A 21,499-nucleotide genomic window follows, 5' to 3' on the forward strand; every position below is an offset into this window, starting at 1 on the left:
CGGTACGCTGGTCACATGTCTGAACCGACCGGTGCCGCCCGCCGACGTGGGCCCTTCAAGGTCGGGGACCAGGTCCAGCTCACCGACCCCAAGGGACGCCACTACACCTTCACGCTCGAAGCCGGAAAGAACTTCCACACCCACAAGGGTTCTTTCCCGCACGACGAGCTGATCGGTGCGCCCGAGGGCAGTGTGGTCCGAACCACGGGAAACGTCGCCTATCTCGCGCTGCGCCCCCTGCTCCCCGACTACGTCCTGTCCATGCCCCGCGGCGCCGCCGTGGTCTACCCCAAGGACGCGGGGCAGATCCTGGCGTTCGCCGACATCTTCCCCGGCGCCCGCGTCGTGGAGGCCGGGGTCGGCTCCGGCTCGCTCTCCACCTTCCTGCTCCGCGCCATCGGCGACCAGGGCATGCTGCACTCGTACGAGCGCCGCGAGGACTTCGCCGAGATCGCCCAGCAGAACGTCGAGCGCTACTTCGGCGAACCGCACCCCGCGTGGCAGCTCACCGTCGGCGACCTGCAGGACAACCTGTCGGACACCGACGTCGACCGGGTCATCCTCGACATGCTCGCCCCCTGGGAGTGCCTGGACGCCGTCGCCAAGGCGCTCGTGCCCGGCGGCATCCTCTGCGCCTACGTCGCGACCACCACCCAGCTCGCCCGGACCGTCGAGTCCATCCGTGAGATGGGCTGCTTCGCCGAGCCGCAGCCCTGGGAATCGATGATCCGTAACTGGCACGTCGAGGGCCTGGCCGTCCGCCCGGACCACCGCATGATCGGCCACACCGGCTTCCTCGTCACCGCCCGTCGCCTCGCCGACGGTGTGGAGGCCCCGCTGCGCCGCCGCCGGCCCGCCAAGGGCGCCTACGGCGAGGACTACGACGGCCCCGGCAGCCAGAGCGGCTCCTCTCGCGGCTGACCCCGCGCAACGTACCGGCGCCGCCGCCGAGTTCCCGGACCGACCCGGGAACTCGGCGGCGGCGCCTTTTCGTTGCCCGCGCGATGGCTGCCTGAACGGGACCGCCCGCCGGGAATCGGGATCCGTACCCACCCCACCGTTCCACTGCCCTGTGAGGTATGGCACGATGCTGGCCACCCCCACCTACGGCGTTCGCCCCACCGGTCCCGTCGTCACTGGGCATCGCCGAACCACAGGAACCACAGGAGACATCCCGCGTGCAGACCTCCGACCTCCCGGACCTCGCGCACACCGACACGACGCCGATGCACTGGCTCGCCACCGCGACCGCCATGGCCGCCGTCATCGCCGGGGCAGGCATGCTCCAGCCCGACGACGCGACCGCCTCGGCCTCCGCCTCGACCTCGCACCGCACGACCGCGCAGCATGGCACCGCAACCGTCGCGGCCCCCGATCCGGCCCGTGTGACCTTCCCGCTGCAGTGCGGGACGGCGGACAGCACCGTTGCCGATCGGGCCCCGGGCGACCTCGACGGCGACGGCCGCCCGGAGACCGTCGCGGTGGTCCACTGCGCGGCCGGATCCGGTACACCGCCGAGCGGTGTCTACGTCCTCACGCAGGGAAGCGGGGCCGCACCTCGGATCGTTGCGACCCTGGTGGACCCCGCGCAGAAGATGAGCGTCGGCGACCTCACCGTGCGTGACGGGATCATCTCCGCCACGCTCCTCGGCTACTCCTCGGTCGACGTCCCGCGCTGCTGCCCCGACCAGCAGGAAAAGGTGACCTGGCAGTGGCGGAACGGCGCTTTCGTCCGTGCCGCGCAGAGCAAGACGGGCAGCGCCTGACCGGTCACTGCGTGCAGCAGGCCGGCCGGGGCGGCCGGATCAGGCAGCTTCGGGACCGTAGACCTCGACCCTGTCCGAAACGCGCCGTACATGAATGCAGTCGCCGGGGCACTCCTTGGCCGAATCGACCACGTCCTGCAGCAGCGGCAGCGGAACGGGCGTCGTCGCCCCCTTGTCCTGCAGCAGCTCGTCCTCGCCGCTCTTCACATAGGCCAGACCATCGATGTCCAGCTCGAACACCTCCGGTGCGTACTGCACGCAGATGCCGTCCCCGGTGCAGAGGTCCTGGTCGATCCAGACCTCCAGATCCTGCGAGTCGCTGCCGGTCGGGGCGTCCTGCTGCACGGTCATTTCTCCTGCCGTTTCCTGCGTATCCGAACCAAAAATGGCCAGCCCTGACGGGTGTTGAACGGTTCGACGATACAACCGGCCGCTTTCCGATGTTGAAGGGTGGGTATTCCCCTGGCGTGAGGGAGAGCGCAAGGGTGAAGATCGGACACGTCCCGGAGTCTTTGTGATCTAGGGGTTTCAATCAGCACCCACCCAGGTAGGGTCAGGAAGCGTCCAGCTCCCCTTGGAGGAGGTGAGGACCGTGGCAGCCCACGACGACGACATCAACCGCGGCATCCGGCCCGGGCGGGGGTCTGAAGACCCAGCCGGCCAGGTCGCCTATCTCGAGCAGGAAATCGCCGTCCTGCGACGTAAGCTCGCCGACTCTCCGCGCCATACGAGGATTCTCGAAGAGCGGATCGTCGAGTTGCAGACCAACCTCGCAGGCGTCTCAGCACAGAACGAGCGGCTCGCAAACACCCTGCGCGAGGCCCGTGACCAGATCGTCGCCCTCAAGGAGGAGGTCGACCGGCTCGCACAGCCACCGGCCGGCTTCGGAGTCTTCCTGCAGGGCAACGAGGACGGTACCTGCGACATCTTCACCGGGGGCCGCAAGCTCCGGGTGAACGTCAGCCCCAGCGTCGAGCTCGACGACCTCCGGCGTGGCCAGGAAGTCATGCTCAACGAAGCGCTCAACGTGGTCGAGGCCATGGAATTCGAGCGGGCAGGGGACATCGTCACCCTCAAGGAGATCCTCGAGGACGGCGAGCGGGCCCTGGTTCTCGGGCACACCGACGAGGAACGGGTGGTACGGCTCGCCGAACCGCTTCTCGACATCAACATCCGGCCCGGCGACGCGCTGCTGCTCGAACCCAGGTCCGGCTACGTCTACGAAGTGGTGCCGAAGAGCGAGGTCGAGGAGCTCGTCCTCGAAGAGGTTCCGGACATCGACTACGACAAGATCGGCGGCCTGGGCGACCAGATCGAGCTGATCCGGGACGCGGTCGAGCTCCCCTACCTCCACCCCGACCTCTTCAAGGAGCACGAGCTGCGGCCGCCGAAGGGCATCCTGCTCTACGGCCCGCCCGGCTGCGGCAAGACGCTCATTGCCAAGGCCGTCGCCAACTCCCTGGCCAAGAAGGTCGCCGAGGTGACCGGGCAGCCCGCAGGCAAGAGCTACTTCCTCAACATCAAGGGCCCTGAGCTCCTCAACAAGTACGTCGGTGAGACCGAGCGGCACATCCGCCTCGTCTTCCAGCGGGCCCGTGAGAAGGCGAGCGAGGGTACCCCCGTCATCGTCTTCTTCGACGAGATGGAGTCGCTCTTCCGCACCCGCGGATCGGGCGTCAGCTCGGACGTGGAGAACACCATCGTTCCGCAGCTGCTCGCCGAGATCGACGGTGTGGAGGGGTTGGAGAACGTCATCGTGATCGGCGCCTCCAACCGTGAGGACATGATCGACCCGGCCATCCTGCGGCCCGGCCGCCTCGATGTGAAGATCAAGATCGAGCGTCCGGACGCGGAGGCCGCGAAGGACATCTTCGCGAAGTACCTCACGGCTTCCCTGCCCCTGCACGCGGACGACCTCGCCGAGCACACCGGCTCCAAGGAAGCCGCGGCGCACGCCATGATCCAGTCCGTCGTCGAGCGGATGTACACCGAGTCCGAGGAGAACCGCTTCCTCGAGGTCACGTACGCCAACGGCGACAAGGAAGTCCTGTACTTCAAGGACTTCAACTCCGGCGCGATGATCCAGAACATCGTCGACCGGGCCAAGAAGATGGCCATCAAGGCCTTCCTCGACCAGGGCCAGAAGGGCCTTCGCGTCTCCCACCTCCTCCAGGCATGCGTGGACGAGTTCAAGGAGAACGAGGACCTTCCCAACACCACCAACCCCGACGACTGGGCCAGGATCTCCGGCAAGAAGGGCGAGCGGATCGTCTTCATCCGTACGCTCGTCACCGGAAAACAGGGCGCAGACACGGGTCGCTCCATCGACACGGTGGCAAACACCGGGCAGTACCTGTAGAACGCAGACCGGCTGCGGATGCCCGGCCGGGCATCCGCAGCCGGTTGCTTTCCGGACAGCTCCCACGACACCGGAGCAATGACGTAATTGATCTCCCCACCAGCGCAGAGGCGCTCTAGGCTCTTCCGTACCGCCCGGTCGCGCAGTGCGGGGACGGGCACCGCACACGCACCGGACAAGCAGCGGTACTTGAGCGCCGATCCCGGAAGGGAACGCCGCCGGGCAAGGAGGGCCGCATGACCGTACGGCGAGTAATGGGCATCGAGACGGAGTACGGCATCTCCGTGCCCGGCCACCCCAACGCCAATGCCATGCTCACCTCGTCCCAGATCGTCAACGCCTACGCGGCGGCGATGCACCGGGCGCGACGCGCCCGCTGGGACTTCGAGGAGGAGAACCCGCTGCGAGACGCGCGAGGCTTCGACCTCGCCCGCGAGACCGCCGACTCCAGTCAGCTGACCGACGAGGACATCGGCCTCGCCAACGTCATCCTCACCAACGGGGCACGGCTCTACGTCGACCACGCGCACCCCGAGTACAGCTCGCCGGAGGTCACCAACCCGCGGGACGCGGTCCTGTGGGACAAGGCCGGCGAACGCATCATGGCGGAGGCCGCCGAACGCGCGGCCCAGCTGCCCGGCGCCCAGCCGATCCACCTCTACAAGAACAACACCGACAACAAGGGCGCCTCGTACGGCACGCACGAGAACTACCTGATGAAGCGGGAGACCCCGTTCTCGGACATCGTGCGCCACCTGACCCCGTTCTTCGTCTCCCGCCAGGTCGTCACCGGGGCCGGCCGCGTCGGTATCGGCCAGGACGGCCACGAGCACGGCTTCCAGATCAGCCAGCGGGCGGACTACTTCGAGGTCGAGGTCGGCCTGGAGACCACGCTCAAGCGCCCCATCATCAACACCCGCGACGAGCCGCACTCCGACGCCGAGAAGTACCGCCGCCTGCATGTGATCATCGGCGACGCGAACCTGTCGGAGATCTCCACGTATCTCAAGCTCGGCACCACGGCGCTCGTCCTGTCCATGATCGAGGACGGCTTCATCAATGTCGACCTCGCCGTCGACCAGCCGGTGCGCACCCTGCACCACGTCTCCCACGACCCCTCGCTGCAGCATCTCATCACGCTGCGTAGCGGTCGGACGCTCACCGCGGTGCAGCTCCAGATGGAGTACTTCGAGCTCGGCCGCAAGTACGTCGAGGAGCGGTACGGGGCGGACGCCGACGAGCAGACCAAGGACGTCCTGATCCGCTGGGAGGACACGCTCAACCGGCTGGAGAACGATCCGATGAGCCTCTCCGGGGAGCTCGACTGGATCGCCAAGCGGGAGCTCATGGAGGGCTACCGCCGGCGCGACAGTCTGGACTGGGACGCGCCCCGGCTGCACCTGGTGGACCTCCAGTACGCCGACGTGAGGGCCGAGAAGGGCCTCTACAACCGTCTGGTGGCCCGCGGCAAGATGAAGCGCCTGCTGGACGAGAACGAGGTCGAACAGGCCCGTGCGAAGCCTCCGGAGGACACCAGGGCGTACTTCCGTGGCCGCTGCCTGGAACAGTACGCGGACGACGTCGCCGCTGCCTCCTGGGACTCGGTGATCTTCGATCTGCCGGGCCATGACTCCTTGCAGCGGGTGCCCACCCTGGAACCCCTCCGTGGGACCCGTAACCACGTCAAGGAGCTCCTGGACCGCTGTCGTACGGCGGAAGAGCTGGTCCGGGTGCTGTCCGGCGGCTGAAATGGCCGCGATCAGGGAATCATCGAGATGGCCCCCGTGCGTTGAGACAAGTACCGGGCCAATGTCGGACCCCGTAGGTAGGGTCTGATCAAGTGCTTCGAACCGAGCGGGGTGAGCTACATGGCGACCAAGGACACCGGCGGCGGACAGCAGAAGGCGACACGCTCCACCGAGGAGGTCGAGGAGCAGGCGCAGGAAGCGCAGGCTTCGGAGGACCTCAAGGAGCGGCAGGAGAAGCTGAGCGACGATGTCGACTCGGTTCTGGACGAGATCGACGACGTCTTGGAGGAGAACGCCGAGGACTTCGTCCGTTCCTTCGTTCAGAAGGGTGGACAGTAGTCCACTCATGTGAACAAGGGGGAGTGGTGTGGTGCGCGCGGTGCGGGCGAAGGAGGCCCGTGCCGCGCGGCCGCAACCGGCACTTCGGACTTCGCAAGCTTCCCCTGCAGACCATGTGGATCACCGCCACGAGACGGGTAGGGTCCGTGGCGTACCGTGCTTCAACTGCAATTCGGCCATCGGCACGTTGGGAGATGATCCTGACACCTTCCGCAGGGCCATCGCTTACCTGGAGGGAAACGCGTGGAAGCCAACACTCGTAGCACCGGGCGTCTACCAGCTGCCTTCCTGACGCCGGGATCCTCTTCGTTCATGGACTTCCTGTCCGACCAGTCGCCCGAGATGCTCCCGGGCAACCGGCACCTGCCGCCCCTGCAGGGGGCCATCGAGGCGCCGCACGGGACGACCATCGTCGCCGCGACGTTCCCGGGCGGCGTGGTGCTCGCCGGTGACCGGCGGGCGACCATGGGCAACATGATCGCGCAGCGCGACATCGAGAAGGTCTTCCCGGCCGACGAGTACTCGGCGGTGGGCATCGCCGGCACGGCCGGTCTCGCGGTGGAGATGGTCAAACTCTTCCAGCTGGAGCTGGAGCACTTCGAGAAGGTCGAGGGAGCCCAGCTCTCCCTGGAGGGCAAGGCGAACCGGCTCTCCACGATGATCCGCAGCAATCTGGCCATGGCCATGCAGGGCCTCGCCGTGGTCCCGCTCTTCGCCGGCTTCGACGTCGACCGGGAGAAGGGCCGGATCTTCTCGTACGACGTCACCGGCGGGCGGTCCGAGGAGCTCGGCTATGCGGCCACCGGCTCCGGTTCGATCTTCGCCCGCGGCTCGATGAAGAAGCTCTACCGCGAGGACCTGACGGAGCAGCAGACGCTCACCCTGGTCGTACAGGCTCTGTACGACGCCGCGGACGACGACTCGGCGACCGGTGGTCCGGATGTGGCCCGGCGGATCTATCCGATCGTCACCGTCATCACCGACGAGGGCTTCAGGAAGCTCACCGAGGCGGAATCCTCCGAGATCGCCCGGGCGATCCTGGAGCGCCGGATGGAACAGCCCGACGGCCCGCGTGCCGCGCTGCTCTGATCCCGGTTCCAGGGCCTCTTCGATGGACTCGTCACTGACAGAAAGGGACGGATAGCCGGTGTCGACGCCGTTCTATGTCTCACCTCAGCAGGCCATGGCCGACCGGGCGGAATACGCCCGGAAGGGCATCGCCCGTGGTCGCAGCCTGGTTGTGCTGCAGTACGCCGACGGCATTGTGTTCGTCGGCGAGAACCCGTCCCGTGCGCTGCACAAGTTCAGCGAGATCTATGACCGGATCGGGTTCGCCGCTGCCGGTAAGTACAACGAATACGAGAATCTGCGCATCGGCGGTGTCCGGTACGCAGATCTGCGCGGATACACGTACGACCGTGACGATGTGACGGCCCGCGGACTGGCCAACGTCTATGCGCAGACGCTGGGCACCATTTTCTCCAGTGCGGCCGAGAAGCCGTACGAGGTGGAGCTGGTGGTCGCCGAAGTCGGCACCAGGCCCGAGGGCGACCAGATCTACCGGCTGCCGCACGACGGCTCGATCGTGGACGAGCACGGCTCCGTCGCGGTCGGCGGCAACGCGGAGCAGATCAGTACGTTCCTGGACCAGCGCCACCGGGACGGGATGACGCTGGCCGAGGCGCTCAAACTGGCCGTGCAGGCGCTGTCCCGTGATCCCAACGGGAGTGAGCGGGAGATCCCCGCCGAGCGTCTCGAGGTTGCGGTCCTGGACCGTACGAGGCCTCAGCAGCGGAAGTTCAAGCGGATCGTCGGGCGGCAGCTGGCACGGCTGCTGGAGGCGGACGGTGGCTCCGCGCCGACGGACGCCCCCTCCGACATCGAGGACGGCGAGGGTTCCGGGTCCTCCGCGAGCACCACGGATGCCACCGGGTCCACCGATTCGGGTGGCGACGTGGAGTCCCCCGACAACAAGTAGCCCGTCGCTGTGACCGTGCCCCGGTCCGCCGTTCCCGGCGGGCCGGGGCACAGTCATGACCGGTGCGGTGGGGGTGCGGAGGAGCCGCGCACGACCAGGTGCACGGGCAGGCTGCCGGGTTCGGCCGGGCGGCCGTCCAGGACGGCCAGCAGAGCGCTCATGCCGCGCTCGCCGACCTGCTCCGCGGGGAGACGCACGGTGGTGAGTTCGGGTTCGACGGCGGTCGCCAGGGCCAGATCGTCGAAGCCGGTGACGGAGACGTCGTCGGGGACCCGGAGCCCGAGCCGACGGGCCGCCTTGCAGGCGCCCGCGGCGAGGATGTCGTCGTCGCAGATGATCGCGGTCGGCCGGGGGCCCGGAGCGGCCAGCGCGTGCTCCGCGGCCTCCCGGCCGGCCCGCACGTCGAGCGCTGCCGGCACGGTCCGTACGACGGCGCCCGGCACCCCCTGTACGGCGTCGTGGACGGCCCGGGCGCGGACGGCGAAGGTCCAGGAATCGATGGCCGACGCGAGATGGATGAAGCGGCGGTGGCCGAGGGTGAGCAGATGGTCCGTCACCTGCCGCATGCCGTCGGCGATGTCGAGGTTGACGCGGGCCGCGACGCCCGTGTCCGAGGGGTCGCTGTCCAGCATGACCAGGGGCAGGTCGGCGCCGTGCAGGGCGCCGAGTGCGTCGGCGGCCATCGAGGAGGCGATGACCCCGTCGAGTGCGGCGCGGGCGGAGGCGAAGGGGTCCCGGGCCGGTCCCGTGCCGTCGGGGGAGGGGTACAGGACGACCCCGAAGCCATGCTCCGCGGCGACCGCGGCGGCACCGGTGTAGACGCGGGCGAAGAACTCGTTCGTGAGGGCGGGGACGACCAGCAGCGCCGTCCTGGTGCGGCCGAGGCGGAGGCTGCGGGCGGCGAGATTCGGCCGGTAGCCGAGGTCCTGGGTGGCGCTGCGGACACGCTCGGCGGTGGCCTCGGAGACCCTGCCACGCCACTTGTCACCCAGCACGAGGGAGACGGTGGCCTGCGAGACGCCTGCGGCCCGCGCGACGTCGCGGCTGGTGGGCCGGGCCGGGGCGGGCTGTGATGCGCTGGTCACGGGGACCTCCGGACGGGTGCGGTGCTGGTGCGTGCGGTGCGGTGGACCTGTGGACTGGGCACATGGTACGTATGAACCTCGACGTTATACGTAAAACGTCGGGCGTCGGAAGGACGTCCGAGAGAGATGGGGGCGAGACATGGCCGCGGGATTTCTGGACATCCTCCGGGCGCGGCATGCCACCCGGCTGCTGGTCGGCACACTGGTGGGCCGGCTGCCCAGCGGCACCGCGCACATCGCGATCGTCCTGTTCACCCGCGCCGAGGGCGGCAGCTACACCCTCGCGGGGGCGCTCGCGGCGGTGTACGGCCTCTCCACGGCGGTCGGGCAGCCACTGCTGGGCCGGGCCGTGGACCTGCACGGCCAGCCTCGCGTCCAGCTCCCCGCGGCCGTGCTGTCCGCGCTGGGCATGGCCCTGCTGGCCCTGGCGGGCCTCGGATCGCTCCCGTTGGCCTACGCGGCCGTGATCGTGGCCGGCGTCTGCACACCGCCGCTGGAGGGCGGCCTGCGGGCCCTGTGGCCGACGGTCCTGGGGCACGAGGACCGGGTGCACCGCGCGTACGCCATGGACGCGGTGGCCCAGGAGGTCATGTTCACGGTGGGGCCGCTGATGGTGACGGTGCTGGTCTCGCTCTGGTCGCCCGCCGCCGCGCTGCTCGTCATCAACGCGATCGGGGTCCTCGGGGCACTCTCGGTGGTGATCTCGGAGCCCTCCCGCACCTGGCGTTCGGCGCCCCGTGAGGCGCACTGGCTGGGCGCTCTGCGGTCACCGGGCCTGCTGGCGCTGCTCGGTTCCTTCTTCTTCGTCGGGCTCGCCCTGGGGTCGATCACGGTGGCCGGTGTCGCGTACGCCGACGACCACGGCCGGGAGTCGGTGTACGGCTGGCTGATGGCCGCGCTCGGACTGGGCGCGCTGATCGGCGGCGTGGCGTACGGGGCGTGGCAGTGGACCGGGGCTCCGGAGCGCAGGCTGCGGGCCATCGTCGCGCTGCTGGCACTCGGCTATCTGCCGTTGATGCTCACGCCCGGGGTGGTGCCGATGACCGTACTGGCCGCATTCGCCGGGGTGTTCCTGGCGCCCGCGATCGCGTGCTCGTTCATCGTGGTGGACCGGCATGCTCCGCGGGGCACGGTGACGGAGGCGTTCTCCTGGCTCGTGACGACGTTCGGGGTCGGCGCGGCGGCCGGAACGGCCTTGGCAGGCCCGGCCGTAGAGCTGGGCGGAACGGCGCAGGGCTTCGCCGTCGCGGGGGCCGGTGGGGTGGTTGCGCTGCTGGTTCTGCTGGCCACGGGAAGGGTCCTCGCAGTTCCCGGGCGTACGGCGGTTGCTGTGCGGGTATCGGAAAATGATCGAAACGGTGCTGTCGAACCCGGTTTCAGCTCGGGCCATAAGGCGTAATGTTCAGTCATGGACCGCCGCATTTTCGGGCTGGAGAACGAGTACGGCGTCACGTGCACGTTCAGGGGACAGCGCCGACTGTCTCCTGACGAAGTGGCGCGCTACCTCTTCCGCCGTGTTGTGTCATGGGGCCGCAGCAGCAATGTCTTTCTGCGGAACGGCGCCCGCCTCTACCTCGACGTGGGATCGCATCCGGAATATGCAACCCCCGAATGCGACAATCTGACCGAGCTGGTCACCCACGACAAGGCAGGCGAGCGCATTCTCGAAGGCCTGCTCGTCGACGCCGAACGCCGCCTGCACGAGGAGGGAATCGCGGGCGACGTCTATCTCTTCAAGAACAACACCGATTCGGCGGGAAACTCCTACGGGTGTCATGAGAACTACCTCGTGGCACGGCACGGAGAATTCTCCCGGCTCGCGGACATCCTCATTCCCTTCCTCGTCACGAGGCAGCTGCTCTGCGGAGCGGGCAAGGTGCTGCAGACCCCGCGAGGCGCGGTCTACTGCGTCAGCCAGCGTGCCGAGCACATCTGGGAGGGCGTCAGTTCCGCGACGACGCGCTCCCGTCCGATCATCAACACGCGTGACGAACCGCACGCCGACGCGGAGCGGTACCGCCGCCTCCATGTCATCGTCGGCGACTCGAACATGTCCGAGACGACGATGCTGCTCAAGGTCGGCGCGACGGACCTGGTGCTCCGGATGATCGAAGCGGGCACGGTGATGCGCGATCTGACGCTGGAGAACCCGATCCGGGCGATCCGCGAGGTCAGCCACGACATCACGGGGCAGCGCAAGGTCCGCCTCGCCAGCGGCCGCGAGGCGTCGGCCATCGAGGTGCAGCGCGAGTACTACGAGAAGGCCGCGGACTTCGTCGATCGCCGAGGCATCCGCACCGGCACCGTCGCCCAGGTCCTGGAGCTGTGGGGCCGCACGCTCGACGCGATCGAGGCCGAGGACCTCGACCGGATCGACACCGAGATCGACTGGGTGATGAAGTACAAGCTCATCGAGCGGTACCGGGCCAAGCACAACATGACCATGTCGCATCCGCGAGTCGCCCAGATAGATCTCGCGTACCACGACATCCACCGTCGGCGCGGGCTGTACTACCTGCTGGAGCGGAAGGGGCAGGCCACCCGTATCTGCAACGACCTGAAGATCTTCGAGGGCAAGTCGGTGCCCCCGCAGACCACCCGGGCGCGGCTGCGCGGCGACTTCATCCGAAGGGCGCAGGAGCAGCGGCGGGACTTCACCGTCGACTGGGTCCATCTCAAGCTCAACGACCAGGCACAGCGCACGGTGTTGTGCAAGGACCCGTTCCGTTCGGTGGACGACCGAGTGGAGAAGTTGATCGCGGGTATGTGAGCCGGCGCAGGACGCGCCCCGGCACTTGTGCGACTCGGGCCCCGTACGTCCTCGTACGGGGCCCTGTGCACGCCCTAGAGTGTCGGGGACTCAACCATCTGTGTCGTCTGAGATCTGAGGAACCAGTGCGCCGACTTGCCGCCCTTCTCGTTGTCCCCCTGCTGCTGTTGACGGCGGCGTGCGGTGGCGACGGCAAGGGCTCCGACTCCGCCTCGAAGAACGGATTCCCCGCGATCACCGCGGGTGCGAAGTTCGGAGAGAAGCCCACCTTGTCCAAGGGACAGGGCGATCCGCCCAAGGAGCTGAAGACGCAGGTCATCAGCGAAGGTGATGGCGCGAAGCTCAAGAACGGCGACGCGATCCAGGTCAACTACCTCGGACAGGCGTGGGACTCCACCAAGCCGTTCGACAACAGTTTCGACCGCAAGCAGCCCTTCGATCTGACGCTCGGTGCGGGCATGGTCATCAAGGGCTGGGACCAGGGCCTCGTCGGCCAGAAGGTCGGCAGTCGCGTCCAGCTGGTCATTCCGCCGGACCTCGGTTACGGCCCGCAGGGCCAGGGCGACATCAAGCCGAACGCCACTCTCGTCTTCGTCGTGGACATCCTGAAGGCCACACAGATCCCGGCGTCCGCCAAGGGCACCGCGGTCGCCCAGGACAACGTCGATCTGCCGAAGGTGGGCGTCAACACCGACGGCAAGGCGCCGTCGGTGAAGATCCCGGAGAAGACCGACCCGCCGACGAAGCTGGTCTCCAACTACATCCTGGAGTCCGACGGTGACGTCATCAAGGAGACCGACAGCGTCGTCGTGAACTACGTGGGCCTGCTGTGGAAGGACGGAAAGACGTTCGACAGCACCTACGCCCAGGGCAAGACTCAGACCTTCCCGCTGGCGCAGGTCACGCTCAAGGGCCTGAAGAACGGTCTGATCGGCAAGAAGATCGGCAGCCGTGTCCTGCTGGTGATCCCGCCGGACCAGGCGTTCGGCGACAAGGCGCAGCAGTCCATCCCCGCCAAGTCCACCCTGGTGTTCGCCGTGGACCTGCTGGCAAAGATGTAAGACTGTCCCGGTTGTCCAGTTCATCATTTGGAGGAGCAGTTCAGTGAGCATCGAGAAGCCCGAGATCGACTTCCCGGGTGGCGAGCCGCCGGCCGACCTGGAGATCAAGGACATCTGGGAGGGCGACGGCGCGATCGCCAAGGCCGGCGACATGGTCAAGGTCCACTACGTGGGCGTGGCCTTCTCCACCGGCGAGGAGTTCGACGCCTCCTGGAACCGCGGCACCCCGCTGCAGTTCCAGCTCGGTGTCGGGCAGGTCATCTCCGGCTGGGACCAGGGCGTGCAGGGCATGAAGGTCGGCGGCCGTCGCCAGCTGACCATCCCCGCGCACCTCGCCTACGGTGACCGCGGCGCCGGCGGCCGTATCGCCCCGGGCGAGACGCTGATCTTCGTCTGCGACCTGGTCGCCGTCTGATATCTGTCCCCGGACGCATCACGAGGGCCCGTGCTGGACTGCACGGGCCCTCGTTCCGTCCGGCGTGGGCCCTCGCTTTTGTCCGGACACCCGGGAGCGGTACGGTCGATCGTCGTGGAGCAAGTAGAAAAGGGGCGTCGATGGCCATTGCCAAGGCCGAGCGGCTGATGAACCTGGCGCTGTGCCTGCTGGGGACCCGGCGCCCGCTCAGCAAGCGCGAGCTGCGCGGGTCCATCGAGGCGTATCTGGAAGCGGGCTCCGACGACGCCTTCAACCGGATGTTCGAGCGCGACAAGGACGATCTGCGCGAGCTCGGTCTGGTCATCGAGACCGTGGACAACCTGGACGGCGACACCGGTTATCTGGCGCGCCGGGACAGCAACCGGCTGCCGCCGATCACGCTGGACGCCGAGGAGGCCGCGGCGCTCGGTCTGGCCGCGAAGGTCTGGCAGCAGGCGCGGCTGGCCGGTGCGGCCAGCGGTGCGCTGCAGAAGCTGCGGGCCGCGGGGATGCCGGAGGCCGAGGACGCGTACGAGGTGCACAGTGCGCTCGAACCCCGTATTCCGGTGCATGAGACCGCGTTCGAGCCGTTGATGCTGGCGTGCCGCGACCGCCGTCCGGTCACCTTCGACTACCGCAAGGCCAACGCCGCCCGGCCCGAGCAGCGCCAGGTCGAGCCCTGGACACTGGAGTGCTGGCGCGGCCACTGGTATCTGGCGGGCTGGGACCGGGAGCGTGGCGCCGAGCGGGTGTTCCGGCTGTCCAGGATCACCGGCCGGGTCCGCTCGAGGGCCGGCGCCTTCACCGCCGAGGTGCCCGATGTGGTGACCGTCCGGGAGACCGTGGAGAGCTGGGCGGGGGAGACGGCGACCCGGACCGCGCTGATCAGGCTGCGATCGGGGTCCGGTTACCCGCTGCGGTCGCGCGCGATATCCGTGCGGGAACTCGGGGACGGCTGGGACGAGTTGGAGATCCCGTACGGACACGGTCTGGATGCCTGGCTCGTCGAGTTCGGCCCGGACGTCGTCGTGCGGGAACCCGCGGATCTGCGGGCCGACGTGGTGGACCGGCTGCGCGCCGTGGCCAAGGACTGAGGGGACGTATTCATGGCGACGAACGCGATCGACCAGACGCGCCGGATGCTGTCCCTGGTGACGTATCTGCGGGAGCGCCCCGGCGCCCATGTGCAGGACGTCGCCCGTGCTTTCGGGATCACCGAGGACGAGCTGATCTCGGACCTCGATGTGCTCCCCATGTGCGGGACGAGCTTCCGCGGCGGCGACCTGCTGGACATCGACACCGACGGCGACCGGATCTGGTGGCACAACCCGGACGACGTGGCCGAGCCGCTGCGGCTCGCGGCCGACGAGGCGACGGCTCTGCTCGTCGCCGCGCGCGCCGTGGCCACGCTGCCGGGGCTGCGGGAGAGCGACCGGCAGGCGTTGCTGCGGGCGACCGCCAAGCTGGAGACGGCGGCCGGCGAGGCGGCGGCGGCGAGCGCCCGGCTCTCGGTCACCTTCGAGTCGGAGGGCGGCGTCTTCGCCGATGTCGACCGGGCGATCTCCGAGCGGCGCAGGCTGTGGCTGCGGTACTACTCGCCCGCGCGCGACGAGCTCACCGAGCGTGAGGTGGACCCGATCCGGCTGTTCGCCGTCGGGCACACGTACATGGAGGCCTGGTGCCGGCTCTCCGAGGACCGGCGCACGTTCCGGCTCGACCGGGTCGCCGAGATCCGGCTGCTGGACGAGCCTTCAGCGCCCCCGGAGCTGGAACTGAGGGATCTCTCCGAGGGGCTGGTGCAGCCGGCGGCCGAGGATCCCGAGGTCGTGATCGAGGTGGGGCCCGGTGGCCGCTGGGTCGCCGAGTACTACCCGCACGACAGCGCGGAGGAGCTGGCCGACGGCGGGCTGCGGATCACGTTGCGCACCCCCGACCCGGCCTCGCTGCGCAGGCTCGCGCTGCGCCTCGGCGGGGACGGGCACATCGTCGCCCCGCCGGAGCTGGCGCAGAGTGCGCGGCAGGCGGCGCGGGCCGCGCTGGCCGCCTATGACGGCCCGGCCTGAGCGGATACCTGAGGAGATATGAGCAATATGTCTGTGGTGTCGGGTATCTCGACCGTGGTGGTACCCGAGTCCGTACGGTTCAAGGCGGCCTGCCCGGACTGTCGCGGGCGATTCGAGCTCGCGGCGGGTGCCCTGCGCCTCGCCATCGGCGCCAGCCGCCGTACGACGTTCTACTCCTTCACCTGCCCCGAGTGCGGGGCAGCCGTCCGCAAGCCGGCCGGGGAGCGGATCATCGAGCTCCTGACCGGCGGCGGTGTACGGACGCTCCGCCTCCACACCGGGCTGCAGCACTCCGGACACCGGCCCACCTAGACATATCGAGGCTCTGCGCATGTTCTGGCCCATGCTCGCCATCGCCCTGGGGTTCCTCGGCATCGCCGTCCTCGGCGTGCTGGCCGTCAAGGTCTTCGTCGAGGCCCAGCGCCTGGGGCACCAGGTGACCCGCACCACTCAGCGGATCAATCGGGCGGCCGAGGATCTCGAACGGGCCGCCACTGACCTCGCAGCCACCGGCGAATCCCTGCGGTAGGCCGGGTCTTTCGGGCCGGGCCGGTCGATCGGGGGAGGGCGCGGCCTCCAGTTTCTCAGGTTCGGGGGGTACGCTGCACTGGCGGCCCTGAGAGCGAGGCATGGGCCGTAATCGCAAGGATGCATGGGTATTGCCCTGCGTTTACTCCTGCGGGATACGATCGCTGACAGTACGAAGATCGGACGTCTGTCCGACGTTCGATCAGCCCCACCCCTGCTGCCTCGGTGAGAAGGTACACGCATATGTTCGGAAGGCTCGGCGCTCCCGAGATCATCCTGATCCTCGTCGTCATTGTTCTGCTGTTCGGCGCGAAGAAGCTTCCTGACATGGCTCGCTCGCTCGGCAAGTCGGCCCGCATCCTCAAGAGCGAGGCCAAGGCCATGAAGTCGGAAGGCAACCCGTCGGCCACTCCCGCCGACCCGCCGCACGACCCCGCTCAGGACCAGGCGGCCCCGCGCACGATCAAGGCCGCGCCCGGCGATGTGACGAGTTCGCGGCCGGTCGCCGAGCCGACCGACTCGACCAACCGCTGACAACTGGGCCGACGCAGGCGCCGTGATCGGTGACGGCCTGCTGCACGAGATGAGGACGTGGGTTGCTCAAGTCTGCCCGCAAACAGGAGACGGACCCCGAGGGCCGCATGCCCTTGGTGGAGCACCTGCGTGAGCTGCGCAACCGGCTGGCGAAGGCTCTGCTGGCGATCGTCGTCGTCACGATCGTCGCCGCGTTCTTCTACAAGGGGATCATCGAGTTCTTCACCGACCCGGTGCTGAAGGCGGTCGGTTGCGATTCGAGCTTCGCCGAACTCGCCAAGCAGGAGGACGGCACCTGTGCGCGCATCGTCCTGAACGGCCTGCTGACGCCGTTCACCCTTGCGCTCAAGGTCTCCCTGATGGCAGGCGTCGTCCTTTCGTCGCCGATCTGGCTCTACCAGCTCTGGGCGTTCATCGCCCCGGGTCTGCACAGGCACGAGAAGAAGTACTCGCTGGCCTTCGTCGGCGCGGGCTTCCCGCTCTTCCTCGCCGGTGGCTTCTTCGCGTACAAGACGCTGCCCACGATGGCCAAGGTCCTGCTGGACTTCTCGCCGGCCGGTCTGGACAACCAGCTGCCGCTCGACGACCTGCTGGACCTGATCACGCGCATGGTGGTGGTCTTCGGGCTCTCCTTCGAGCTGCCCCTGCTGCTCGTCATGCTGAACCTCGGCGGCGTCATCACGGGCAAGCGGATGCTCGGCTGGTGGCGCGGCATGATCATGGGCATCACGGTCTTCGCCGCACTGGCGACGCCCAGTACCGACCCGCTGACCATGCTGGCGCTCGCCGGGCCGATCTGGGTCCTGTACTTCTGCGCGACGGCGCTCTCGCTCCTCAACGACCGCCGCAAGGCACAGCGTGCGGCGGAGGGGCCCGCCGACGACGAGGCGTCGGAGCTGGACCTCACCCCCGAGGACGTGGGTGAGATCGAACCGGTCTCGTCCGTCAGGTCGCTGCCGGCGCAGTCGGGGCCGGACCGTGACCGGGTGAACGGTTACGACGACATCACCTGACCTTGTAAGGTCCCCCGGGTGACCAGCGAGATCACCCTTTTCGTCAATCCCACCGCAGGACGCGGCCGGGGCGCGCACGCCGCGCAGCCGGCCGCTTCCGCGTTGCGGGACGCCGGCTTCTCCGTACGTACGGTCCTGGGCGAGGACGCCGACGACGCGCTGCGGCGGGCCCGTGAGGCAGTCGACGGCGGGACCGGCGCACTGATAGCCGTGGGCGGGGACGGCATGATGTCCCTCGCCCTCCAGGCCGTGGCCGGGACCATGACGCCGCTCGGTGTGATCGCCGTCGGTACCGGCAACGACTTCGCCCGCGCCCTAGGTCTGCCGATACGGGACCCGGCCGCCGCGGGCCGGCTGGCCGCCGAGGCGCTCAAGGGCGGGGCGATCCGGGACATCGACCTCGGCCGGGTCGGTGACCGGTGGTTCGGGTCCGTGCTCGCCTCCGGCTTCGACTCCCGGGTCAACGACCGGGGCAACCGGATGCGCTGGGTCGGCGGACGGTTCAAGTACGACCTCGCGATCCTCGCCGAACTCGCCGCGTTCCGGACGATCCCGTACCGCATCAGGCTCGACGGCGGGCCGGCCCAGGAGATCGAGGCGACGCTCATCGCGGTCGGCAACGGCTCCACCTACGGCGGGGGCATGCGGATCTGTGCGGACGCCGTCATGGACGACGGGCTCTTCGACGTGACCGTCGTCGGCGACTGCAGCCGTACGACGCTGCTCAAGGTGTTCCCCCGGGTCTACCGGGGCACGCACCTCGACCACCCCGCGGTCACCGTGCACCGGGTCTCGTCGATCGAGCTGGCCGCCGCCTCCGTCACCGCCTACGCGGACGGCGAACCGCTCGGTGCGCTGCCGCTCACCGCGACGTGTGTGCCGGGCGCGGTCAGGGTTCTTGCTCGGTGAAATAAAGATCGCGCTGACTGTCAGAGGTGACGGGTACGCTCGTAAGCAAGATGACAGAGGACCTCTCACCAGCTGAGCGATACCAGGCATTCCGGATCCGCGCCGCCGAGCAGGCCACGGCACTCGCGCCCTTCCGCGAGATGTACGAGTTCGATCTGGACCCGTTCCAGATAGAGGCATGCAAGGCCCTGGAAGCGGGGAAGGGGGTGCTGGTCGCCGCCCCGACCGGGTCGGGCAAGACGATCGTCGGCGAGTTCGCCGTGCATCTCGCGCTCCGCCAGGGCCGCAAGTGCTTCTACACCACACCCATCAAGGCCCTGTCGAACCAGAAGTACGCCGATCTGGTCAAGCGCTACGGCGCGGACAAGGTCGGCCTGCTGACCGGCGACAACAGTGTCAACGCCGATGCCCCGGTGGTCGTCATGACCACCGAAGTGCTGCGGAACATGTTGTACGCGGGCTCGCAGGCGCTCCGTGGCCTCGGCCATGTCGTGATGGACGAGGTGCACTACCTCTCCGACCGCTTCCGCGGCGCGGTGTGGGAGGAAGTGATCATTCATCTGCCGGATTCGGTGACGCTGGTGTCGCTGTCGGCCACCGTGTCCAACGCAGAGGAGTTCGGCGACTGGCTGGACACCGTCCGCGGTGACACCGAGGTCATCGTCGCCGAGAGCCGGCCCGTGCCGCTCTGGCAGCACGTCCTGGCCGGCCGCCGGATGTACGACCTCTTCGAGGAGGAGACCGACCACGGCGGCCGTGGCGCCGGGCGCCGCGAGGTCAACCCCGACCTCGTCCGGCTCGCCCGCATGGAGAACCAGCGCGGGTACAACCCGCGCGAGCGCCGACGCGGAAAGATGGTGCGCGAGGCGGACCGCGAGCGTGAGCGGCGCCAGCGCAGCCGGATCTGGACCCCGTCCAGGCCCGAGGTCATCGACCGGCTGGACGCGGAAGGGCTGCTGCCCGCGATCACGTTCATCTTCAGCCGGGCCGGCTGCGAGGCCGCCGTACAGCAGTGTCTGCAGGCCGGACTGCGGCTCAACGACGAGGACAGGCGCCGGCTGGTGCGGGAGATCGTCGAGGAGCGGACCGCGTCCATCCCCGGCGAGGACCTCCATGTCCTCGGCTACTACGAGTGGCTCGAAGGGCTGGAGCGGGGCATCGCGGCGCACCACGCGGGCATGCTGCCGACCTTCAAGGAGGTCGTCGAGGAACTGTTCGTACGCGGGCTGGTCAAGGCGGTCTTCGCGACGGAGACCCTCGCCCTCGGCATCAACATGCCCGCGCGCTCCGTGGTGTTGGAGAAACTCGTCAAGTGGAACGGCGAGCAGCATGCGGACATCACCCCCGGCGAGTACACCCAGCTGACCGGTCGTGCCGGGCGGCGCGGGATCGATGTCGAGGGCCACGCGGTGGTGCTGTGGCAGCGTGGCATGGACCCGGGAGCGCTGGCCGGACTCGCGGGTACGCGCACCTATCCGCTGCGGTCCAGCTTCCGGCCCTCGTACAACATGGCCGTCAACCTGGTGCAGCAGTTCGGGCGGCACCGGTCGCGCGAGCTGCTGGAGACCTCGTTCGCACAGTTCCAGGCCGACCGGTCGGTCGTCGGGATCTCCCGGCAGGTGCAGAAGAACGAGGAGGGCCTGGAGGGTTACCGCGAGGGCATGACCTGCCACCTCGGTGACTTCGAGGAGTACGCGCGGCTGCGCCGCGACCTCAAGGACCGGGAGACGGAGCTCGCCAAGCACGGTGCGTCGCAGCGTCGGGCGGCGGCCGCGGCGTCCCTGGAGAAGCTGAAGCCGGGCGACGTCATCCACGTGCCGACCGGGAAGTTCGCCGGGCTGGCGCTCGTGCTGGACCCGGGGCTGCCGGCCGGGCGGGTCAACGGGCACCGGGGGCTCGAATACTACGACGGGCCGCGGCCGTTGGTGCTGACCTCCGAGCGACAGGTCAAGCGGCTCGCCGCGATCGACTTCCCCGTGCCGGTCGAGGCCGTGGAGCGGATGCGGGTGCCCAAGTCGTTCAATCCGCGGTCGCCGCAGTCGAGGCGCGATCTCGCGTCGGCGCTGCGGACGAAGGCGGGGCACATCGTGCCGGAACGGCACCGCAGGGGCCGGGCCGAGGCCGCCGACGACCAGCAGATCGCCCGCTACCGGGCCGAGTTGCGGGCCCACCCCTGCCATGGTTGCGCCGAGCGCGAGGACCATGCGCGGTGGGCGGAGCGGTACCACCGCCTGCAGCGGGACACGAAGCAGCTGGAGCGGCGGATCGAGGGGCGGACGAACACGATTGCCCGCACCTTCGACCGGATCGTCGCGCTCCTCACCGAGCTGGACTATCTGCGGGGCAACGAGGTCACCGAGCACGGGCGGCGGCTCGCCCGGCTGTACGGCGAGCTTGACCTGCTGGCGAGCGAGTGCCTGCGGGCCCGGGTGTGGGAGGGGCTGAACCCGGCGGAACTCGCCGCGTGTGTGTCGGCGCTGGTGTACGAGGCGCGGCAGGCGGACGACGCGGTGGCACCGAAGCTGCCGTCCGGGCCGGCGAAGACGGCGATGGCCGAGATGGTCCATATCTGGGGGCGGCTCGACGCCCTGGAGGAGGACTTCAAGATCAACCAGGCGGAGGGGGTCGGACAGCGGGAACCCGATCTCGGGTTCGCCTGGGCGGTCTACATGTGGGCGTCGGGGCGGACGCTGGACGAGGTGCTGCGCGAGGCGGAGATGCCGGCAGGGGACTTCGTGCGGTGGTGCAAGCAGGTGATCGATGTGCTGGGACAGATCGCTGCTGCGGCACCAGGCGGCGGGGAGAGCTCCGTGGCTCGCAATGCGCGCAAGGCGATGGATGCGGTGCTGCGGGGGGTCGTGGCTTACAGCTCGGTGGGGTGACGGGGCCTGGGCCACCGGCCCTCGGGGCCGGACGGGGCGGGGCCGGGTG

21 protein-coding genes and 1 pseudogene are annotated in these 21,499 nt (G+C 68.8%); 20 read left to right on the forward strand and 2 right to left on the reverse strand.

Features of this window, described 5'->3' with window-relative positions:
- Positions 1-15: 15 nt before the first annotated feature.
- Positions 16-921, forward strand: coding sequence for a tRNA (adenine-N1)-methyltransferase (locus tag OG963_RS34795; RefSeq protein WP_030918422.1), 906 nt, complete (start codon positions 16-18; stop codon positions 919-921).
- Between the two features lie 257 nt (positions 922-1,178).
- Positions 1,179-1,766, forward strand: a complete 588-nt coding sequence (locus OG963_RS34800) for a hypothetical protein (RefSeq protein WP_030918425.1) — start codon at positions 1,179-1,181, stop codon at positions 1,764-1,766.
- 39 nt (positions 1,767-1,805) lie between these two features.
- Here OG963_RS34800 and OG963_RS34805 read toward each other — a convergent pair whose 3' ends face one another.
- Positions 1,806-2,117 (reverse strand): ferredoxin, encoded by a 312-nt coding sequence (locus OG963_RS34805; RefSeq protein ID WP_030918428.1) that lies wholly within the window; start codon positions 2,115-2,117, stop codon positions 1,806-1,808.
- A gap of 241 nt (positions 2,118-2,358) precedes the next feature.
- On the opposite strand from OG963_RS34805, the gene arc reads away from it, so the two are divergent.
- From arc to prcA, 6 genes and pseudogenes are all read left to right on the forward strand, one after another.
- A complete protein-coding gene (gene arc / locus OG963_RS34810; protein ID WP_030968479.1) occupies positions 2,359-4,125 on the forward strand; it encodes a proteasome ATPase in 1,767 nt (588 codons plus the stop codon).
- A 236-nt stretch (positions 4,126-4,361) separates the two neighbouring features.
- Positions 4,362-5,873 carry a proteasome accessory factor PafA2 family protein gene (dop, locus tag OG963_RS34815; protein ID WP_371126420.1) on the forward strand — a complete coding sequence of 504 codons (1,512 nt, stop codon included), beginning with the start codon at positions 4,362-4,364 and terminating at the stop codon, positions 5,871-5,873.
- Between the two features lie 120 nt (positions 5,874-5,993).
- A complete protein-coding gene (locus OG963_RS34820) occupies positions 5,994-6,212 on the forward strand; it encodes a ubiquitin-like protein Pup (protein ID WP_030918434.1) in 219 nt (72 codons plus the stop codon).
- 100 nt (positions 6,213-6,312) lie between these two features.
- Positions 6,313-6,504 (forward strand): annotated as a pseudogene (locus tag OG963_RS34825) (endonuclease domain-containing protein); the annotation flags it as partial.
- Entirely contained in the window at positions 6,456-7,301 is an 846-nt protein-coding gene (gene prcB / locus OG963_RS34830) for a proteasome subunit beta (protein ID WP_030918438.1), read from the forward strand. The pseudogene OG963_RS34825 and the gene prcB, both read left to right, overlap by 49 nt.
- 58 nt (positions 7,302-7,359) lie before the next feature.
- A complete protein-coding gene (gene prcA / locus OG963_RS34835; RefSeq protein ID WP_319325423.1) occupies positions 7,360-8,190 on the forward strand; it encodes a proteasome subunit alpha in 831 nt (276 codons plus the stop codon).
- A 53-nt stretch (positions 8,191-8,243) separates the two neighbouring features.
- Here the strand turns inward: prcA and OG963_RS34840 are convergent, their stop codons facing one another.
- Positions 8,244-9,275 (reverse strand): LacI family DNA-binding transcriptional regulator, encoded by a 1,032-nt coding sequence (locus OG963_RS34840; RefSeq protein WP_093775158.1) that lies wholly within the window; start codon positions 9,273-9,275, stop codon positions 8,244-8,246.
- Positions 9,276-9,414: 139 nt separating this feature from the next.
- Here OG963_RS34840 and OG963_RS34845 point away from each other — a divergent pair, with 139 nt between their 5' ends.
- The 12 genes from OG963_RS34845 to OG963_RS34900 all read left to right on the forward strand — a co-directional run bounded on the left by OG963_RS34845 (position 9,415) and on the right by OG963_RS34900 (position 21,450).
- Entirely contained in the window at positions 9,415-10,674 is a 1,260-nt protein-coding gene (locus tag OG963_RS34845) for an MFS transporter (protein WP_093775160.1), read from the forward strand.
- A gap of 9 nt (positions 10,675-10,683) precedes the next feature.
- The gene (gene pafA, locus OG963_RS34850) at positions 10,684-12,045 is read left to right on the forward strand and encodes a Pup--protein ligase (RefSeq protein WP_030918448.1); all 1,362 of its coding nucleotides are present in this window, start codon (positions 10,684-10,686) and stop codon (positions 12,043-12,045) included.
- Between the two features lie 125 nt (positions 12,046-12,170).
- A complete protein-coding gene (locus OG963_RS34855) occupies positions 12,171-13,106 on the forward strand; it encodes an FKBP-type peptidyl-prolyl cis-trans isomerase (RefSeq protein ID WP_093775162.1) in 936 nt (311 codons plus the stop codon).
- 43 nt (positions 13,107-13,149) lie between these two features.
- Complete coding sequence (locus tag OG963_RS34860; RefSeq protein WP_030918454.1) at positions 13,150-13,521, forward strand: FKBP-type peptidyl-prolyl cis-trans isomerase; 372 nt, start codon at positions 13,150-13,152, stop codon at positions 13,519-13,521.
- 140 nt (positions 13,522-13,661) lie between these two features.
- A complete protein-coding gene (locus OG963_RS34865) occupies positions 13,662-14,615 on the forward strand; it encodes a YafY family protein (protein ID WP_030918457.1) in 954 nt (317 codons plus the stop codon).
- A 12-nt stretch (positions 14,616-14,627) separates the two neighbouring features.
- The gene (locus OG963_RS34870; RefSeq protein ID WP_030918458.1) at positions 14,628-15,584 is read left to right on the forward strand and encodes a YafY family protein; all 957 of its coding nucleotides are present in this window, start codon (positions 14,628-14,630) and stop codon (positions 15,582-15,584) included.
- A gap of 18 nt (positions 15,585-15,602) precedes the next feature.
- Positions 15,603-15,896 carry a hypothetical protein gene (locus tag OG963_RS34875; RefSeq protein WP_030918461.1) on the forward strand — a complete coding sequence of 98 codons (294 nt, stop codon included), beginning with the start codon at positions 15,603-15,605 and terminating at the stop codon, positions 15,894-15,896.
- Between the two features lie 19 nt (positions 15,897-15,915).
- Positions 15,916-16,113, forward strand: coding sequence for a hypothetical protein (locus OG963_RS34880; RefSeq protein WP_030918463.1), 198 nt, complete (start codon positions 15,916-15,918; stop codon positions 16,111-16,113).
- 242 nt (positions 16,114-16,355) lie between these two features.
- A complete protein-coding gene (gene tatA / locus OG963_RS34885; protein ID WP_030918467.1) occupies positions 16,356-16,646 on the forward strand; it encodes a Sec-independent protein translocase subunit TatA in 291 nt (96 codons plus the stop codon).
- A gap of 62 nt (positions 16,647-16,708) precedes the next feature.
- The gene (tatC, locus tag OG963_RS34890) at positions 16,709-17,659 is read left to right on the forward strand and encodes a twin-arginine translocase subunit TatC (RefSeq protein ID WP_030918471.1); all 951 of its coding nucleotides are present in this window, start codon (positions 16,709-16,711) and stop codon (positions 17,657-17,659) included.
- 18 nt (positions 17,660-17,677) lie between these two features.
- The gene (locus OG963_RS34895) at positions 17,678-18,568 is read left to right on the forward strand and encodes a diacylglycerol kinase (protein WP_093775164.1); all 891 of its coding nucleotides are present in this window, start codon (positions 17,678-17,680) and stop codon (positions 18,566-18,568) included.
- Positions 18,569-18,618: 50 nt separating this feature from the next.
- Positions 18,619-21,450 carry an RNA helicase gene (locus OG963_RS34900; RefSeq protein WP_093775498.1) on the forward strand — a complete coding sequence of 944 codons (2,832 nt, stop codon included), beginning with the start codon at positions 18,619-18,621 and terminating at the stop codon, positions 21,448-21,450.
- Positions 21,451-21,499: the final 49 nt, after the last annotated feature.

The sequence above is a fragment of the Streptomyces sp. NBC_01707 genome, assembly GCF_041438805.1.
Lineage (GTDB): Bacteria > Actinomycetota > Actinomycetes > Streptomycetales > Streptomycetaceae > Streptomyces.

Coding starts and splice junctions, on each gene's coding strand:
- OG963_RS34795 (WP_030918422.1), top strand. CDS start 16: ATGTCTGAACCGACCGGTGCCGCCCGCCGACGTGGGCCCTTCAAGGTC.
- OG963_RS34805 (WP_030918428.1), bottom strand. CDS start 2,117: ATGACCGTGCAGCAGGACGCCCCGACCGGCAGCGACTCGCAGGATCTG.
- dop (WP_371126420.1), top strand. CDS start 4,362: ATGACCGTACGGCGAGTAATGGGCATCGAGACGGAGTACGGCATCTCC.
- OG963_RS34820 (WP_030918434.1), top strand. CDS start 5,994: ATGGCGACCAAGGACACCGGCGGCGGACAGCAGAAGGCGACACGCTCC.
- OG963_RS34845 (WP_093775160.1), top strand. CDS start 9,415: ATGGCCGCGGGATTTCTGGACATCCTCCGGGCGCGGCATGCCACCCGG.
- pafA (WP_030918448.1), top strand. CDS start 10,684: ATGGACCGCCGCATTTTCGGGCTGGAGAACGAGTACGGCGTCACGTGC.
- OG963_RS34865 (WP_030918457.1), top strand. CDS start 13,662: ATGGCCATTGCCAAGGCCGAGCGGCTGATGAACCTGGCGCTGTGCCTG.
- OG963_RS34870 (WP_030918458.1), top strand. CDS start 14,628: ATGGCGACGAACGCGATCGACCAGACGCGCCGGATGCTGTCCCTGGTG.
- OG963_RS34875 (WP_030918461.1), top strand. CDS start 15,603: ATGAGCAATATGTCTGTGGTGTCGGGTATCTCGACCGTGGTGGTACCC.
- OG963_RS34880 (WP_030918463.1), top strand. CDS start 15,916: ATGTTCTGGCCCATGCTCGCCATCGCCCTGGGGTTCCTCGGCATCGCC.
- tatA (WP_030918467.1), top strand. CDS start 16,356: ATGTTCGGAAGGCTCGGCGCTCCCGAGATCATCCTGATCCTCGTCGTC.
- OG963_RS34900 (WP_093775498.1), top strand. CDS start 18,619: ATGACAGAGGACCTCTCACCAGCTGAGCGATACCAGGCATTCCGGATC.